Origin of the sequence: Serratia sp. root2, assembly GCF_031931805.1 — a bacterium.
GTDB classification, from domain to species: Bacteria; Pseudomonadota; Gammaproteobacteria; order Enterobacterales; family Enterobacteriaceae; genus Serratia; species Serratia inhibens.
Genome location: NZ_JAUJXB010000002.1, coordinates 75,575 through 91,766 on the forward strand (window position 1 = coordinate 75,575; position 16,192 = coordinate 91,766).

Genomic DNA, 16,192 nt, shown 5'->3' on the forward strand with positions numbered 1-16,192 from the left:
GTGTTCAGGCGGCAAGAACGTAAATCCCCAAGAGCTTGTAGGGATGTACGTTCCGCAGCCAACAACGATACGGCTCGAAAGACGCAGGGGATTTAGCTGCCGTGCAGGCGTTTGGCGTCAATCACATCCGGCAGCTGATTAAGTTTGGCCAGCACCCGGCCGAGCACCTGCTGGTTGTAGATTTCGATGTCCATATCGATGGTCGCCAGCTGCTTTTTGGTGTCGCTCCGGCTGGCCACGCCCAGCACGTTGACCTTTTCATTGGCCAAAATGGTGGTGATGTCGCGCAGCAGGCCGCTGCGATCGTTGGCCATCACCCGCACCACCAGCGAATAACCGCTGGAATAGCTTTCGCCCCACACCGCGTCAACGATGCGTTCCGGCGCGTGCGACTGCAAATCCACCAGTTGGTCACAGTCCGCACGGTGGATGGAGATGCCGCGCCCCTGGGTGATAAAGCCGACAATGTCGTCGCCCGGGATCGGCTGACAGCAGCGGGCAATGTGGTGCATCAGGTTGCCTACCCCTTCCACCACCACCCGGCCGTTGTCCTTGCTGCGGCTCGGCGGCGGCGTTTTATGCTGCACCAGTTGGCGCAACGCTTCGCGATCCTGTTCCTCAGCGCTCGGCTTGTTGAACTTGCCTTGCAGGAAGTTCACCATCTGATTCAGACGGATATCACCGCCGCCAATCGCCGCCAGCACTTCATCCAGCGAATTCATGTTGTAACGCGGGATCAGCAGTTTCTCGGCTTCTTTCAGGCTGATGCCAAGGTGCTCCAGCTCGCTGTCCAGCATCTGGCGGCCGGCGAGGATGTTCTTGTCGCGATCCTGCTTGCGGAACCAGTTATGGATCTTGGAGCGGCCACGGCTGGTGGTGACGTAGCCCAGGTTCGGGTTCAGCCAGTCGCGGCTCGGGTTCGGCTGCTTCTGGGTGATGATTTCAATCTGATCGCCCATCCGCAGCTGATAGGTAAACGGCACGATACGCCCGCCAATCTTGGCGCCGATGCAGCGGTGGCCGACGTCGCTGTGGATATGATAGGCAAAGTCGAGCGGCGTGGAGCCGGCCGGCAGATCCACCACGTCGCCTTTCGGGGTAAACACGTACACCCGATCGTCGAATACCTGGCTGCGCACCTCGTCGAGCATCTCGCCGGAGTCCGCCATCTCTTCCTGCCAGGCGATCAGTTTGCGCAGCCAGGCGATACGTTCTTCATAGCCTGAGCGTACCGTCGCTACCGCGCCCTCTTTGTATTTCCAGTGCGCGGCCACGCCCAGTTCCGCGTCTTCATGCATCTGGCGGGTACGGATCTGGATTTCGAGCGTTTTGCCGCGCGGGCCCAGCACCACGGTGTGGATCGACTGATAGCCGTTGGGTTTCGGGTTGGCGACGTAGTCGTCGAACTCATCCGGCAGATGGCGGAAGTGGGTATGCACAATCCCCAGCGCCGCATAGCAATCTTGCAAGCGTTCGACCACCACACGCACCGCGCGCACGTCAAACAGCTCGTCGAAGGCCAGCGCCTTCTTCTGCATTTTGCGCCAGATGCTGTAGATATGTTTCGGGCGGCCGTAGATATCCGCTTTGATGCCCTCGTCGCCCATCGCATTGCGCAGCGAGGCGACGAAGTCGTCGATAAACTGTTCGCGATCGATGCGGCGTTCGTGCAGCAGCTTGGCGATACGCTTGTATTCATCCGGGTGCAGGTAACGGAAGCAGAAATCCTCCAGTTCCCATTTCAGCTGCCCGATGCCGAGGCGGTTGGCCAGCGGCGCATAGATATTCGAACACTCTTTTGCCGCCAGCACGCGCTCGTCTTCCGGCGCATCCTTCACTTCACGCAGGTGGGCGATACGCTCCGCCAGCTTGATCACCACGCAGCGGAAATCCTCCACCATCGCCAACAGCATGCGGCGCACGTTGTCGACCTGTTCGGAGGCCATGGAGTCGTTCTGAGTGGCTTTCAGTTGGCGGATGGCGTCCATATCGCGCACGCCATGCACCAGGTAGGTGATGCCCTTGCCAAACTCTTCGGTCAGGGTTTCTTCCGGCACGATGCCGGCATCCACCAACGGGAACAGCAGCGCGGCGCGCATGCTGTCGTTGTCCATGCTCAGCGTGGAGAGGATTTCCACCATTTCCAACCCGCGCCACAACAGCAGCGACGCGTCGGGATGGTTCTGGGTCTGTTGCTCACAGTAGCGCCAGGTTGCGGCTAATCGCTCACATGACTGCGGGTTAGGTAGCCCCAAGCTGGCAATCCACTCGTCGAGAGCAAATTCACCAGCCGTGTTCAGATGTGCACTTCTTACCGCAACCATACCCTCTCCCTACTTTGCAGCGACCCCAGGCGTGTTATCGTTGATAAACAGCGCCATTGACTCAAGATGCCCCGTATGCGGAAACATATCCAACATCCGCACACGTGCAAGACGATAACCGGCATCCAGCAATATTTTGCTGTCGCGTGCCAGCGTGGTGGGGTTACAAGAAACGTAAACCACCCGCTCTGGCGCCAGTTTTACAATATGTGACATCACGCCGGCCGCACCCGCACGGGCAGGATCCAGCATCACTTTATCAAATCCTTGTGCTGCCCAAGGTTGCCGCTCAACGTCGTCTTCCAGATTTTCATGGAAGAAGGCGGCATTATTCAGTTTATTCTTATGTGCATTATATTGCCCATTCGCTACCAGCGTGGCAACTCCTTCTATCCCCACCACCGCAGCGGCGCGTCGCGCCAGCGGCAGGGTAAAATTGCCCATGCCGCAGAACAGATCCAATACCCGATCATTGGGCTGAACGTTGAGCCATTCAAGGGCCTGAGCCACCATTTGCTGATTTACTGTGTCATTGACCTGAATAAAGTCGCGCGGGCTGAAGTCTAAGCGTAGCCCGTCGACCTGATAATACGGCGTTTCGCCGCACAGTTTTTCGACCCTGTCGCTGTCCGGCGCCAAATAAATCGTTACGTTTTTTTGCTGCGCAAACGCCTGCAATGCCTGGCGATCGTCGTCTTTCAACGCGTCCAGATGCCGTAAAACCAACAACGGGCCATTGTCCGCCTGCACCAGCTCGGCATGCCCCAGACGCCGGGCGGCGTGCAGCCCATTCAGACAGGCGCGCAGCGGCGTCAGCAAATGTTCCAGCTCTGGATGAAGGACCGGGCACTGCGTCACCTGCACCAGATCGCTGGAAGCCGCCTGGCGAAACCCCATCACCAGTTGTTGCTGCTTGGGTTGCCACATCAGCCCCAGACGGGCGCGGCGACGGTATCCGTATTGCGGGCCGGCGATCACCGGCTCCTGCTGTGGCGTAATGCCGGTTTCGCGGGCGATCATGCGCACCAGCGCGGCAGATTTGCTCTGCTGTTGCAGGCTTTCATCTGCGTGCTGCTGCTGGCAACCGCCGCAAACGCCAAAGTGCGGACAGCGAGGCTCCACACGTTGCGGGCTGCGGTTCAACAGGCGCTTCAAGCGGCCTTTGGCAAACTTGCTTTTTTCTTCCGTCAGCTGGATTTCCGCCTGCTCGCCCGGCAACACTCCCGGCACAAACACCGCTTTGCCGTTGTGGCGCGCCACGCCCTGGCCAAAGGGATCGAGGTCGCTCACCGTTACGGTTAATATTTGTAGGCTTTGCCGGGTCGTCACGCGGCGTTTGGGAGAGTAGAATTGCGCCATATTTGTCGATTGAGTGCTGGTTCATTAAAGTAGAGAGTGTCCGGCAATTCTCCCACATTGGAATCCCATGACCAAATACAGCTTGCGTGCGCGCATGATGATCCTGATTCTGGCCCCAACGCTGTTGATTGGTCTGCTGCTCAGCACCTTCTTCGTGGTGCACCGTTACAATGAGCTGCAAGAACAGTTGGTTGATGCCGGTGCCAGCATTATCGAACCCCTGGCGGTGGCCAGCGAGTACGGCATGACATTCCGCAGCCGCGAGTCGGTCAGGCAGTTGGTCAGCCTGTTGCATCGCCGTCATTCAGATATTGTGCGTTCAATTACGGTGTTCGATGCGCAGAATAATCTGTTTGTCACCTCCAATTATCATCACAATTTTGCCCAGTTGCAGCTGCCGAAAGGTGTGCCAATGCCCACCGATCTGATGCTGACGCGGCGCGGCAACTCATTGATCCTGCGCACGCCGATCCTGTCGGAAAGCCAGTACCCGGATCAAAACGCCACCGACCCGGTGCCGCAGGACAATAATCTGGGTTATGTGGCGATCGAACTGGATCTGCAGTCGGTGCGGTTGCAGCAGTATAAAGAGGTGTTTATCTCCACCCTTCTGTTGCTGCTGTGCATGTGCATCGCCATCCTGTTCGCTTACCGTCTGATGCGCGACGTTACCGGCCCGATCCGCAATATGGTGAACACCGTTGACCGCATTCGCCGCGGCCAGCTCGACAGCCGCGTCGAAGGCTTTATGCTCGGCGAACTGCATATGTTGAAGAACGGCATCAACTCGATGGCGATGTCGTTGACCGCCTATCACGAGGAGATGCAACAGAATATCGATCAGGCCACCTCAGACCTGCGTGAAACGCTGGAGCAGATGGAGATCCAGAACGTCGAGCTGGATCTGGCGAAAAAACGCGCTCAGGAAGCGGCGCGCATCAAATCCGAGTTTCTGGCGAACATGTCGCATGAGCTGCGCACCCCGCTCAACGGCGTGATTGGCTTTACGCGGCAGATGCTGAAAACCGAGATGAGCGTTACCCAAACCGATTATCTGCAAACCATCGAACGCTCGGCCAACAACCTGTTGACCATCATCAACGACGTGCTGGACTTCTCCAAGCTGGAAGCCGGCAAGCTGGTGCTGGAACACATTCCGTTCTCGCTGCGTGAAACGCTGGACGAAGTGATTGTGTTGCTGGCGCCCAGCGCTCACGAGAAAGGGTTGGAACTGACGCTGGACGTGCATAACGATGTGCCGGAGCAAGTGATCGGCGACTCGTTGCGGTTGCAACAGATCATCACCAATCTGCTGGGTAACGCGATCAAATTTACCGAAACCGGCAACATCGATATTCGCGTCGAGCTGCGTGGCCTGCAAGATCACCAGGTCGAGCTTGAAGTGCAAATTCATGACACGGGCATCGGCATTTCCGAACGGCAGCAGTCGCAGCTGTTCCAGGCGTTCCGTCAGGCGGACGCCAGCATTTCACGCCGCCACGGTGGCACCGGCCTGGGGCTGGTGATCACCCAAAAACTGGTGAAAGAGATGGGCGGCGATATCTGCTTCCACAGCCAGTTGAACCGCGGTTCGACCTTCTGGTTCCATATCACTCTTGAGTTGCACGAAGGCATGCTGTCGCTGCCGCCAAGTCTGCCGGACCTGCGAGGCAAAACGCTGGGGTATATCGAGGCCAACCCGATGGCGGCGGAAGCCACGCTCAACATGCTGAGCGTGACCTCGCTGGTGATCACCCATTCGCCGACCCTGGCTCAGTTACCGAAAAAAGATTACGACTTCCTGCTGGTGGGGGTACCGATCCCGTTCCGCGATAACCTGGCACAGCACGAAAGCAAGCTGAAAGCGGCATTGAATATCGCCGGTCGGGTGATTTTGGCGCTGCCCTGCCAGTCGCAGATCAACGCCGAACAGCTTAAGCAACAGGGCGCTATCGGCTGCCTGATCAAACCGATCACCAGCAACCGCCTGTTCCCGCTGCTGCGCATGGAAACCCCGCAACGCCTGCTCCCCGCCCCGGAACGCAAACGCCTGCCGCTGACGGTGATGGCGGTCGACGACAACCCGGCCAACCTGAAGCTGATTGGCACCCTGTTGGCCGAGCAGGTGGAAAAGACCCTGCTGTGCGAAAGTGGGGAGGAGGCGCTGGCGCTGGCGCGCGATAACGTGCTGGATCTGATCCTGATGGATATCCAAATGCCGAATATCGACGGTATCCGCACCAGCGAACTGATCCGCCAACTGCCGCACCACAACTCTACGCCGATCGTCGCGGTTACCGCCCATGCGGTGAGCGGCGAGCGCGAGCATTTGCTGCAAGCGGGGATGGATGACTATCTGGCCAAACCTATTGACGAAGCGATGCTTACCCGCGTGCTGGCCCGTTATTACAGCGGCGAACCGGCCGCCGAGCCGTTGCTGTCGTTAGACTGGCCGCTGGCGTTGCGCCAGGCGGCGAACAAACAGGATTTGGCGCGCGACCTGTTGCAGATGCTGCTCGACTTCCTGCCGCAAGTCAGCGAACGGGTACAGGCGGTGCTGGACGGCACCCCAGACGACAGCATTCTCGATTTGATCCATAAATTGCACGGCAGTTGCAGCTACAGTGGCGTGCCGCGCCTGAAGCAGCTGTGCTTCTATCTTGAACAGCAGTTGCGCAAGGGCGTCGGCAACGAGGAGCTGGAGCCGGAATGGCTGGAACTGCTGGATGAGATCGAACTGGTGAGCCAGGCGGCCCGCAGCCATCTGGAGAGCGATCCCCCAGCGACAAGCTGAGGGTTACCCCTCAGCAGGATTAGCGGAACCTATATCTTATCTGCTGCGACAGCCTGATGGTCGCCGCAATATGGCGGGCGGTCATGCAAACCAGCTCGCCATACTGCCGCAGTTGGCCAGGGTTACCGGTCAGGCCGATGACCCCGACGATGCGCCCGTCAATACGCAGCGGCAGATTAACGCCGGGGCGCACGCCATGCAGGTGACGCGCCACCGCTTCGTCAATATCCACCACCCGCGCCTGTGACAGCACCAGCAGCGCACCTTCGTGCAACTCCCCCACCCGCTCACGATCGCCGCTGCCGATAACCTTGCCGCGCGCGTCCATCACATTGACATTGCTGTCGATGATTTGCATGGTGCGCGCAACGATCTCTTGCGCCAGCTTGCCATCGAGATGGTATTCCGACATGCCGTTTTCTCCTGCCCGAAAGGTGCCAATTCTTCAGCATACCGACGGCGATCGTCAGGCACATTGTGCAGTTGCACAAAGCTTGGCGGCCATTGCTGAAGTCGCGGCAAGGCTCACAGTTTCACGACGTAAAAAAGGCACGCCGTGGCGTGCCTTGAAAGCGGAGAGCGGAAGAAATTACTGCATCAACAGATACAACTGGGTATCGCCGCGTTGGATGTTCAACGCCAGCACCGACGGCTTGCTGTCGAGAATTTTGCGCAGTTCGCCCAGGTTCTGGATAGGCTGCTGATTAACCCCGAGGATAATATCGCCTTTTTTCAGGCCGATACGCGCAGCGGCACTGCCGGCTTTGACGTTATCCACCTTCACGCCTTTCTGACTGCCGGCCTGGGCATTGCTCAGCTCGGCCCCTTCGATGCCGGTATAGATATTGCCGGACTCAACCTGAGTCTGGGCGCTTTGCTCCAGCGTGACGTCCACGGTTACCGGTTTGCCGTCGCGAATGATGCCCAGCGACATTTTGCTGCCGACCGGCAGCGTGCCGATTTCCGCACGGAACGAGGCAAAGCTGGAGATGGCTTTACCGTTCATGGTGACGATAACGTCACCGGCCTTGATACCCGCCTTGGCGGCGGAGGATTTCGGCATCACCTGGCTGACAAAGGCACCGCGCTGGGCATCCACCTTCATCGCTTTCGCCAGTTCGGAGTTCAACTCGGTGCCCATAATGCCCAGCTCGCCGCGTTTCACCTGGCCGAACTCAACCATTTGCGCCGTCAGGTTTTTCACCATGTTGCTCGGGATGGCGAAACCAATACCGATGTTGCCGCCGTCCGGCGCCAGGATCGCGGTGTTAATGCCGATCAGTTCACCGTTCAGGTTAACCAGCGCGCCACCGGAGTTACCGCGGTTAATCGCCGCATCGGTCTGGATAAAGTTCTCGTAGTTCTCGATATTCAACCCGCTGCGGCCCAATGCGGAAACGATGCCGGAAGTCGCGGTTTCGCCTAATCCGTACGGGTTGCCGATCGCCACGGTGTAATCGCCGACGCGCAGTTGCTCGGAATCCGCCATCTTGATTGCCGTCAGGTTTTTAAAGTCTTTCAGTTGGATCAGCGCGATATCGGAACGCGGATCCTTGCCTATCACCTTGGCGTCAAACTTGCGGCCATCGCTCAGCTGCACCTGAATTTTACTGGCGTTATCCACCACGTGGTTATTGGTCACCACGTAGCCTTTGGCGGCATCAATCACCACCCCGGCGCCCAGCGCCTGGAATTTTTCCTGGGTGCCCTGGCCAGGCGCCCCCGGCCCACCGCCCTGACACATCGGCGAAGCCTGGAACGGCGAACCGTCCTGGCAGAAAGGCGAATCTTCGCCGAAGAACTGCTGGAACTGCGGCGGCATCTTTTGCGCGTTGACGGTGGTGCTGCCTTCAACGTTAATGCTCACCACGGAGGGCATCACTTTTTCCAGCATCGGTGCCAGGCTTGGCAGTTGTTGAGTGCTTGAAGAAGCGGTTTCTGCGGCGCCGGCCGTCATCGGGCCCATCGCCATACCAATACTGAAAGCCAGGGCGCTAAGAACTAATGCGGTTTTTTTCATCTGTGTGTCTCTTATAAAGTCGTTCAGAAAGTATTGCGTTCTTTGTGCATAGTCAGAGCTTATTAATAGCCCGAAGTTCCGGCGCAGGTTATTGGTAATAGTAAACAAATATTGTCCGTCTTTACAAAACTCGAAATATTCACTGCGGCCTGCAACGCAGCGTTAAAATAATATTTATTAACTGAATGAATTATTCGGCAGCCATTAATTTTCTATATTCGTCGTAGGCATAAAGATCGGTCATGCCGCTGATATAATCTTGCAGCAAACGTGCGCGGAAATAGTATTCCCGGATCGCCAGTTGCTCCGGCGACAGGTGCTGCAACCCTTCAACCGCTTCGACATACGCCAACCGATGTTTGGTGGAAAGCTTGTGGAACAGCCGCGTTTCGATCGGGTAAGCGCGATGGCTGTCTTCCTGCACCAGCCGGGTAAAATCCACCAGCGACATTGCCAGCAAGGGGCTGTAGATGTCCAGCAAGCCACTGATCACCCGGTAGCCCTGCAGCTCAAGCTGCTCCACTTCGGGGTGGTTGAACACGTGCTTGAAGGCCACATTCTTGAAGATCTTCAGCAATTGGTACGCCGGGCTGGAGTCTTCCAGCAACGCCTGATTAAAATTGCCCTGATAAACCGCATCCAGATTATCAATAAAACGCTGCGCCGCATGCGGCACCAGCCGCGCCACGGTGAACACCCGCAAATACATGAAGAACTGATCTTCGCTGCTGCGCCGCGCGCCACCGCGGTCGATCTTGCGAAAAGCGCTGGCCACGGTTTTATCAAACAAATCGCCCGGCGATACCTCGCCCCATTCCTGGGTTAAATGCTGGTAAAGTTGTTCAACGGTAAAAATGTTTTTTTCCACCGCGTCTTCCAGATCGGCGACGCAGTAAGAAATATCGTCCGCCGCCTCCATGATATAAGTCAGCGGGAAACGATCGAACTCGCCCATATTCAGCTCGCGCCGCAAGCGATCGACAAACGCCTCTTCCGCCAGATAAAAGCCCGGTTTTTTCATCAGATAGCTGTGGCTGGCGGGGATCTCGCTCGCCCAGTACGCCGGGCGGGTATATTTCAGAATGCAGCCCACCTGCGCGTAGGTCAGGTTGAGCTTCAGTAACGTATGCACCAGCCGAATCGCCTGAGCATTGCCCTCGAAATGGCTGAGATCGTGGCGGATGCGGCTGCGCAGGCGGTTGAGATCGCCTTCTCCTTCGTGCAGGCGCAGCACGCCGATCTGGCAACGATCGTTGCTGGCAGGCTCGATTCCGCAGTTGGCGGGATCGAGCCGCTGGGAAAACCAGTCGTTAATCGCCGACTCGCCAAAGTGCCCAAACGGCGGGTTGCCGATGTCATGCATCAGGCAGGACATTTCAACTATGCTTTCAAAAGGATCGAGCAGTTTGGTCAGGCCGAGCGCGTCGATCCGCCGTTCCTGTTTGAAACGGTTGAGGATCTCTTTGGCAATATGCCGCCCGACCTGCTGCACCTCCATCGAGTGCGTCAGACGGCTGCGCACCGCGGCGTTGCGCTCCAGAGGGAACACCTGGGTTTTTTGCTGCAGACGGCGAATGGCGGCTGAATTGACAATGCGCCCGCGATCGCTCTCAAACTGCCGCACGATGTCATATTCTTCCTCAGCTTCAATAGGTTTACTGAAAGGCCGCTGGAAGCTGATTTTTTGCTTAAAGTCGATCCCGGACATCTGTTTCTCCTCCGTTGCGCCCAGCCCCCGTGATAACAATTCCCGACGGCATATGCAACGGATTATCTCTCTATGTGAGCCATGATAGACTATGGCGCAATTCCCACACCCAATCAGCGAGTGTTATTTATGAAAGTAGGCATCATCGGCGCCATGGAGCAGGAAGTTACCCTGCTGCGCGAACAAATTGAAAACCGTCAGACCATTCAACGTGCGGGGTGTGAAATCTATACCGGCCAGATCGGCGGCGTTGACGTGGCGTTGCTGAAATCCGGTATCGGTAAAGTTTCTGCGGCACTGGGTACCACCCTGCTGCTGGAACACTGCAAACCGGACCTGGTGATCAATACCGGTTCCGCCGGTGGCCTGGCCGCCACGCTGAAAGTGGGCGATATCGTGGTTTCCGAAGAAGTGCGCTATCACGACGCCGACGTCACCGCCTTTGGTTACGAGCCAGGCCAGATGGCCGGCTGCCCGGCGGCGTTCGTGGCGGACGAAGCGCTGATCGCGCTGGCGGAAAGCTGCATCAAACAGCTGGACCTGAACGCGGTGCGCGGCCTGATCTGCAGCGGCGACGCCTTCATTAACGGTGCAGAACCGCTGGAGCGCATCCGCACCACCTTCCCAACCGTTGCCGCGGTTGAAATGGAAGCCGCCGCCGTCGGCCACGTTTGCCACCTGTTCGGCACGCCGTTTGTGGTGGTTCGTGCCATCTCTGACGTTGCCGACAGTGAATCGCACATGAGCTTTGACGAGTTCCTTGTCGTGGCCGCCAAGCAATCAACGCTGATGGTCAATGCGATGCTGCAAACCCTGGCCAAGCGCGGTTGATGTGAAACCCTGCTTTTCAGCACTGCTTTGGCTGCTAGCACTCTGGATGGCGCTGCCTGCCGGTGCCGCTCAACGTGTGATCAGCCTGGCGCCCAATACCACCGAGCTTGCCTATGCCGCCGGCATGGGCGATACCCTGCTGGCAGTCAGTGCCTTTTCCGATTACCCGCCGGCGGCCAAGAAACTGGAACAGGTGGCTTCCTGGCAAGGGATCAACCTGGAGCGGGTGTTGGCGCTGAAGCCGGATCTGATCCTCGCCTGGCGCGGCGGCAATCCGCAGCGGGTACTGGATCAGCTCGCCGCCTTCGGCATACCGATTTTTTATGCGGATGCCACCACGCTCGATGACATCGCCCAGTCGCTGGATGACCTGGCCAAATACAGCCCACATCCGGAGCAGGCGCACCAGGCTGCCGACACCATGCGCCGACAGCTCGCCGCGCTGAAAGCAAAATACCCGCACAACCAGCCACGACGGGTATTGCTGCAGTTTGGCACCCAGCCGCTCTTCACCAGCTCCGGCGCCACCCTGCAAAGCCAGGTGCTGTCGTTGTGCGGAGCGGAGAATATCTTTGCCGACAGCCGCATGCCATGGCCGCAAATCAGCCGTGAGCAGGTATTGGCTCGCCAACCTCAGGCCGTAGTGATTACCGGCGACGCAAAAGAGATTGCCAGCGTGAAGGCTTTTTGGGCTCCGCAGCTGCAAGTGCCGGTGATTGCACTGAACGGCGACTGGTTCAACCGCGCCGGCCCACGCATCATGCTGGCCGCACAGCAACTGTGCAGCCAACTGGCGGAGCTCCCCTGATGCTGGTGTTCTGGCTGGATATTCTGGGCACCGCAGTTTTCGCCATCTCCGGCGTCTTGCTGGCCGGCAAGCTGCGCATGGATCCGTTCGGCGTGTTGGTGCTCGGCGTCGTCACTGCGGTCGGCGGCGGCACCATCCGCGATATGGCGCTGGCCAATGGCCCGGTATTTTGGGTGAAAGATCCGACCGATCTGGTGGTGGCGATGATAACCTGCGTGCTGACGCTGCTGCTGGTACGCCAGCCGCGGCGTCTGCCGAAATGGATCCTGCCGGTGCTGGATGCCGTCGGGCTGGCGGTGTTCGTCGGCATCGGCGTCAATAAAGCCTTCGCCGCCGATACCGGCCCGCTGGTGGCGGTCTGCATGGGAGTCATTACCGGAGTTGGCGGCGGCATTATCCGTGACGTGCTGGCACGGGAAATTCCGATGATTTTGCGAACCGAGATTTATGCCACCGCCTGTATTGTCGGCGGCATCGTGCACGTTACCGCATTCGCCACCTTCGGTATGCCGCTGCAGCAGGCGATGATGCTTGGCATGGGCATCACGCTGGCGATCCGGCTGGCGGCCATCCGTTGGCACCTGAAACTGCCGGCGTTTATCCTCGAACAGTAGCGACTGCCGGCCGAAATCGAAACAAAGCAGATTTAGTGCGGGCCAGAGCGAAATGGCAGCCATAAAAAAACCCGCAAACCGGTAAGGTTGGCGGGTTTTATGCTGCTGCCGGCGGGATCAGACGCTGAACGAAGAACCGCAGCCGCAGGTGGTTTTGGCATTAGGGTTGGTTACCACAAAACGTGAACCTTCCAGCCCTTCGGTATAATCGACCGAACCGCCCACCAGATATTGCAGGCTCATCGGGTCAACCACCAGCGCAACGCCCTGCTTTTCGATGGTCATATCGCCGTCGTTGACCTTGTCGTCAAAAGTGAAGCCGTACTGGAATCCGCTGCAGCCGCCACCGGTAATGTAAACCCGCAACTTCAGATTCGGATTTTCTTCGTCAGCAATCAGGACTTTAACCTTGCTTGCTGCTGCCTCGGTAAATTGCAGGGGCAGTGCTGTTTCATCACTCATACTCTTTACTCCCAACATTGTTCTGCATCAGGCCGCTACAATGGCAGCCTGATTAATGTTTTTGATTATCCAATACCTGAGTGCCGCGTTCAAGTATTCACCGCATTTGTTGTATTTTCTTTACCTGTTTTATCCGCCGCCTCACGCGCCTGCCGCGCTTTCCGTCACTGCAACATAGGGGCCAACAGCTAAGAATACAACGGGTTGCCTCCTGGAATTGCGCTACCAGCGTAACACCAAGACAGACAATGATCATTGGCAGTATGGGCTGATAATTCTCGGTCATCTCCAACACCGGCACGATCCCGGTCAAGGGTGCAGGCGACCTAACGGCAAAAGTGTGCCATCCCCCAAATAGGTATCTGACTGTGATCGTTTCATATCGACGAACACTTCACTAGAATAGCGCGGTCAAATCATTCAAAAGAGAATCCAGGAGCCGATTTATGAGCTTACACAGCAAGTCCGAAAGTCTGTATGCCCAGGCGCAACAGGTTATCCCAGGTGGGGTTAACTCTCCGGTGCGCGCATTCAGCGGCGTTGGCGGTGTGCCGCTGTTTATCGAGCGGGCGGACGGGGCTTACCTGTTCGACGTCGACGGCAAAGCCTATATCGACTACGTCGGTTCCTGGGGCCCAATGGTGCTGGGTCACAACCACCCGGCGATCCGCAACGCGGTCATCGAAGCGGCACAGCGCGGCCTGAGTTTTGGCGCCCCCACCGAGATGGAAGTCAAAATGGCGGAGCTGGTGACCGAACTGGTGCCGACCATGGATATGGTGCGGATGGTGAATTCCGGCACCGAAGCCACCATGAGCGCGATCCGCCTGGCGCGCGGCTATACCAACCGAGATAAAATCATCAAGTTCGAAGGTTGCTACCACGGCCATGCCGACTGCCTGTTGGTGAAAGCCGGTTCCGGTGCGCTGACGCTGGGCCAGCCGAACTCGCCGGGCGTGCCGGCCGATTTCGCCAAGCACACGCTGACCTGCACCTACAACGATCTGGATTCGGTCCGCACCGCTTTCGAACAGTACCCTTCAGAGATCGCCTGCATCATCGTCGAGCCGGTTGCCGGCAACATGAACTGCGTGCCACCGCTGCCGGAATTCCTGCCGGGCCTGCGCGCACTGTGCGACAAATACGGCGCACTGCTTATTATCGATGAAGTGATGACCGGCTTCCGCGTCGCGCTGGCCGGGGCGCAAGCCTATTACGATGTGGAGCCGGACCTCACCTGTCTGGGCAAAATCATCGGCGGCGGCATGCCTGTCGGCGCGTTCGGCGGCCGTCGCGAAGTGATGGCGGCATTGGCGCCAACCGGCCCGGTTTATCAGGCAGGGACGTTGTCCGGTAACCCGATTGCGATGGCGGCCGGTTATGCCTGCCTGACCGAGGTTTCGCAGGTCGGTATCCACCAGACGCTGACCGAGTTGACCGATATGCTGGCGGCAGGCCTGCTGGATGCAGCCAAAGAAGAAAACGTCGCGCTGGTGGTCAACCATGTCGGCGGCATGTTCGGCCTGTTCTTTACCGATGCACCGGCGGTAACCTGCTACCAGGACGTGATGCAGTGCGATGTGGAACGCTTTAAGCGTTTCTTCCACCTGATGCTGGATGAGGGGGTTTATCTGGCGCCTTCCGCCTTTGAAGCCGGCTTTATGTCCGTTGCGCACAGCAAGGAAGACATTCAACGCACCATCGATGCCGCACGCCGCTGTTTCGCCAAACTGTAATATCTCGCGGCCAAACAAAAACGGGCGCCAGTGTGAACTGAGCGCCCGGTTTTATTTTCATCCTTAGAGCAAGGTGCCGTAAATCGTCAACAGCGCCACTACCACCACGATAACCATCGTCACCTTACGCGCCAGAGTGACCGCCGCGCGCGGGGTTTGCACCGGGTCCCTATGCGGCTCACGCGCCAGAGAGAACTGCGCCAGGCGAGTCAGTACCTGATATTGCGAGGTATGGCGATCGCCCAACGACGCAAACCATGCCGGCAAGGCTTTTTCGCCGTGCCCCAGTAGCGCGTAGGCCACCCCTGCCAGGCGCACCGGGATCCAATCCAGCCAGTGCAACAGATGATCGATGCCGGACTGCGAACGTTCCAGCGGAGTATTGTGGCGCGCCAGCCAGGTTTGATAAGCACGCAGGAAAGCGTAACCCGCCAGTGCGATTGGCCCGTATGGCCCACAGACCACAAACCAAAACAGCGGCGCCAGATAGTAACGGAAGTTAATCCACAGCAGCGCATTTTGCAGTTCGCGCAGGCGCAGTTCTTCGCTGCAATCCACAGGCAAACCGTGGATCAGCGCCAGCTCTTCCGCCATCTGGTCGCTGGCATGAGCATCTCCCTGCCGCGCCGCCTTAAGATAGGCACGGTAGTGTTTTCGCTTGATACCGGCGCCCACACACAGCAAATCAATAATAATCCACAGCAGCAGCGTCACCACGCCGAAAAATAACCCGTGAGCCAACCACAGAATGCCCCACACCACCACCATCCAGGCAACGGCCAGCAGCAGCGTCTGCGCCAGCGAAACTCGATGCAGCCGATGGAAGACCACTTCCAGGCGATGATCCAGCTGCCAATGCTCCCCCAGCTTGAATAAACGTTCCCACGCCAGAACCAGTAACAGCGTAAACAGCGTCATTAGCGACTCCTCTCCCTATCCATTTTTCCAAGCATAGCGCCATCGGGCTCGCCGGGTTGTTCCAGAGATGCCAGATAAAAGCCCCAGTCAAACGCCGGGCCTGGATCGGTTTTGCGGCCAGGGGCAATGTCACTGTGCCCGGTAATGCTCGCCGCCGACATCGGATAATACCTGATTAGCAGCGCGGTCACCGCTTTCAGGCTCTGATATTGCTGTGGCGTGAACGGCTGTTGATCGGTACCTTCCAGTTCAATGCCAATCGAAAAATCGTTGCAGCGCTCGCGCCCCTGATATTCGGAAACGCCGGCGTGCCAGGCGCGCTTGTCGAACGGCACATACTGAATGATTTCACCCTCGCGACGGATCAGACAATGCGCCGAAACCCGAAGCTGATGGATACCGGAAAAATAAGGGTGTTCTGCAGGATCGAGAGTGCCGGTAAACAGCCGATCGATATAGGGCCCGCCAAACTCGCCGGGCGGCAGGCTGATATTGTGGATCACCAACAGTGAAGGGGCTTCATCGTTCGGGCGAAGATCGCAATGCGGCGAAACAACCCGTTTCACCCCCACAATCCAGCCATATTCTAACTGCATCAGACACCTCTCTGCGGTGGTA

General features: G+C 58.0%; 12 protein-coding genes and 2 pseudogenes. 5 read left to right on the forward strand and 9 right to left on the reverse strand.

What is annotated here, in order from left to right; all coding sequences use genetic code 11:
- Nucleotides 1-92 precede the first annotated feature (92 nt).
- Both relA and rlmD read right to left on the reverse strand, forming a co-directional pair.
- On the reverse strand, nt 93-2,324 hold the full coding sequence (gene relA, locus QZQ97_RS14080; RefSeq protein ID WP_311993981.1) for a GTP diphosphokinase: 2,232 nt from the start codon (nt 2,322-2,324) through the stop codon (nt 93-95).
- A 9-nt stretch (nt 2,325-2,333) separates the two neighbouring features.
- A complete protein-coding gene (gene rlmD / locus QZQ97_RS14085) occupies nt 2,334-3,683 on the reverse strand; it encodes a 23S rRNA (uracil(1939)-C(5))-methyltransferase RlmD (RefSeq protein WP_311993982.1) in 1,350 nt (449 codons plus the stop codon).
- A gap of 67 nt (nt 3,684-3,750) precedes the next feature.
- Between rlmD and barA the strand changes: the two genes are divergently transcribed.
- Complete coding sequence (gene barA / locus QZQ97_RS14090) at nt 3,751-6,477, forward strand: two-component sensor histidine kinase BarA (protein ID WP_311993983.1); 2,727 nt, start codon at nt 3,751-3,753, stop codon at nt 6,475-6,477.
- 28 nt (nt 6,478-6,505) lie between these two features.
- On the opposite strand, the pseudogene QZQ97_RS14095 reads toward barA, so the two are convergent.
- The 3 genes and pseudogenes from QZQ97_RS14095 to dgt all read right to left on the reverse strand — a co-directional run.
- A pseudogene (locus QZQ97_RS14095) lies at nt 6,506-6,889 on the reverse strand (sugar diacid recognition domain-containing protein); the annotation flags it as partial.
- Nucleotides 6,890-7,066: 177 nt separating this feature from the next.
- A complete protein-coding gene (degP, locus tag QZQ97_RS14100) occupies nt 7,067-8,497 on the reverse strand; it encodes a serine endoprotease DegP (protein ID WP_311993985.1) in 1,431 nt (476 codons plus the stop codon).
- A gap of 190 nt (nt 8,498-8,687) precedes the next feature.
- The gene (gene dgt, locus QZQ97_RS14105) at nt 8,688-10,205 is read right to left on the reverse strand and encodes a dGTPase (protein ID WP_311993986.1); all 1,518 of its coding nucleotides are present in this window, start codon (nt 10,203-10,205) and stop codon (nt 8,688-8,690) included.
- A gap of 129 nt (nt 10,206-10,334) precedes the next feature.
- Between dgt and mtnN the strand changes: the two genes are divergently transcribed.
- From mtnN to QZQ97_RS14120, 3 genes are read left to right on the forward strand one after another with little or no spacing between them, the layout of a single operon-like run.
- Nucleotides 10,335-11,036 carry a 5'-methylthioadenosine/S-adenosylhomocysteine nucleosidase gene (gene mtnN, locus QZQ97_RS14110; protein WP_311993987.1) on the forward strand — a complete coding sequence of 234 codons (702 nt, stop codon included), beginning with the start codon at nt 10,335-10,337 and terminating at the stop codon, nt 11,034-11,036.
- A gap of 46 nt (nt 11,037-11,082) precedes the next feature.
- On the forward strand, nt 11,083-11,844 hold the full coding sequence (gene btuF, locus QZQ97_RS14115) for a vitamin B12 ABC transporter substrate-binding protein BtuF (protein WP_442995192.1): 762 nt from the start codon (nt 11,083-11,085) through the stop codon (nt 11,842-11,844).
- Nucleotides 11,844-12,458 (forward strand): TRIC cation channel family protein, encoded by a 615-nt coding sequence (locus QZQ97_RS14120; RefSeq protein WP_126480269.1) that lies wholly within the window; start codon nt 11,844-11,846, stop codon nt 12,456-12,458. Before btuF ends, QZQ97_RS14120 begins: the two co-directional genes overlap by 1 nt.
- Nucleotides 12,459-12,575: 117 nt before the next feature.
- Here QZQ97_RS14120 and erpA read toward each other — a convergent pair whose 3' ends face one another.
- Together erpA and QZQ97_RS24530 are read right to left on the reverse strand one after the other, a co-directional pair.
- Nucleotides 12,576-12,920 (reverse strand): iron-sulfur cluster insertion protein ErpA, encoded by a 345-nt coding sequence (erpA, locus tag QZQ97_RS14125; RefSeq protein WP_004950184.1) that lies wholly within the window; start codon nt 12,918-12,920, stop codon nt 12,576-12,578.
- Between the two features lie 191 nt (nt 12,921-13,111).
- A pseudogene (locus QZQ97_RS24530) lies at nt 13,112-13,257 on the reverse strand (H(+)/Cl(-) exchange transporter ClcA); the annotation flags it as partial.
- A 109-nt stretch (nt 13,258-13,366) separates the two neighbouring features.
- On the opposite strand from QZQ97_RS24530, the gene hemL reads away from it, so the two are divergent.
- Complete coding sequence (gene hemL / locus QZQ97_RS14130; RefSeq protein ID WP_311993989.1) at nt 13,367-14,656, forward strand: glutamate-1-semialdehyde 2,1-aminomutase; 1,290 nt, start codon at nt 13,367-13,369, stop codon at nt 14,654-14,656.
- Between the two features lie 63 nt (nt 14,657-14,719).
- Here the strand turns inward: hemL and ampE are convergent, their stop codons facing one another.
- A complete protein-coding gene (gene ampE, locus QZQ97_RS14135) occupies nt 14,720-15,574 on the reverse strand; it encodes a beta-lactamase regulator AmpE (protein ID WP_311993990.1) in 855 nt (284 codons plus the stop codon).
- Nucleotides 15,574-16,170: a 1,6-anhydro-N-acetylmuramyl-L-alanine amidase AmpD gene (gene ampD / locus QZQ97_RS14140; protein WP_311993991.1), complete on the reverse strand. Its 597-nt coding sequence runs from the start codon at nt 16,168-16,170 to the stop codon at nt 15,574-15,576. The genes ampE and ampD overlap by 1 nt, the downstream gene beginning before the upstream one ends.
- Between the last annotated feature and the right edge of the window lie 22 nt (nt 16,171-16,192).

What these genes read in the sequence shown, in the direction of transcription:
- rlmD (WP_311993982.1), bottom strand. Translation starts at nt 3,683, where the DNA reads ATGGCGCAATTCTACTCTCCCAAACGCCGCGTGACGACCCGGCAAAGC.
- erpA (WP_004950184.1), bottom strand. Translation starts at nt 12,920, where the DNA reads ATGAGTGATGAAACAGCACTGCCCCTGCAATTTACCGAGGCAGCAGCA.
- ampD (WP_311993991.1), bottom strand. Translation starts at nt 16,170, where the DNA reads ATGCAGTTAGAATATGGCTGGATTGTGGGGGTGAAACGGGTTGTTTCG.
- btuF (WP_442995192.1), top strand. Translation starts at nt 11,083, where the DNA reads ATGGCGCTGCCTGCCGGTGCCGCTCAACGTGTGATCAGCCTGGCGCCC.
- hemL (WP_311993989.1), top strand. Translation starts at nt 13,367, where the DNA reads ATGAGCTTACACAGCAAGTCCGAAAGTCTGTATGCCCAGGCGCAACAG.
- QZQ97_RS14120 (WP_126480269.1), top strand. Translation starts at nt 11,844, where the DNA reads ATGCTGGTGTTCTGGCTGGATATTCTGGGCACCGCAGTTTTCGCCATC.
- relA (WP_311993981.1), bottom strand. Translation starts at nt 2,324, where the DNA reads ATGGTTGCGGTAAGAAGTGCACATCTGAACACGGCTGGTGAATTTGCT.
- dgt (WP_311993986.1), bottom strand. Translation starts at nt 10,205, where the DNA reads ATGTCCGGGATCGACTTTAAGCAAAAAATCAGCTTCCAGCGGCCTTTC.
- mtnN (WP_311993987.1), top strand. Translation starts at nt 10,335, where the DNA reads ATGAAAGTAGGCATCATCGGCGCCATGGAGCAGGAAGTTACCCTGCTG.
- degP (WP_311993985.1), bottom strand. Translation starts at nt 8,497, where the DNA reads ATGAAAAAAACCGCATTAGTTCTTAGCGCCCTGGCTTTCAGTATTGGT.
- barA (WP_311993983.1), top strand. Translation starts at nt 3,751, where the DNA reads ATGACCAAATACAGCTTGCGTGCGCGCATGATGATCCTGATTCTGGCC.
- ampE (WP_311993990.1), bottom strand. Translation starts at nt 15,574, where the DNA reads ATGACGCTGTTTACGCTGTTACTGGTTCTGGCGTGGGAACGTTTATTC.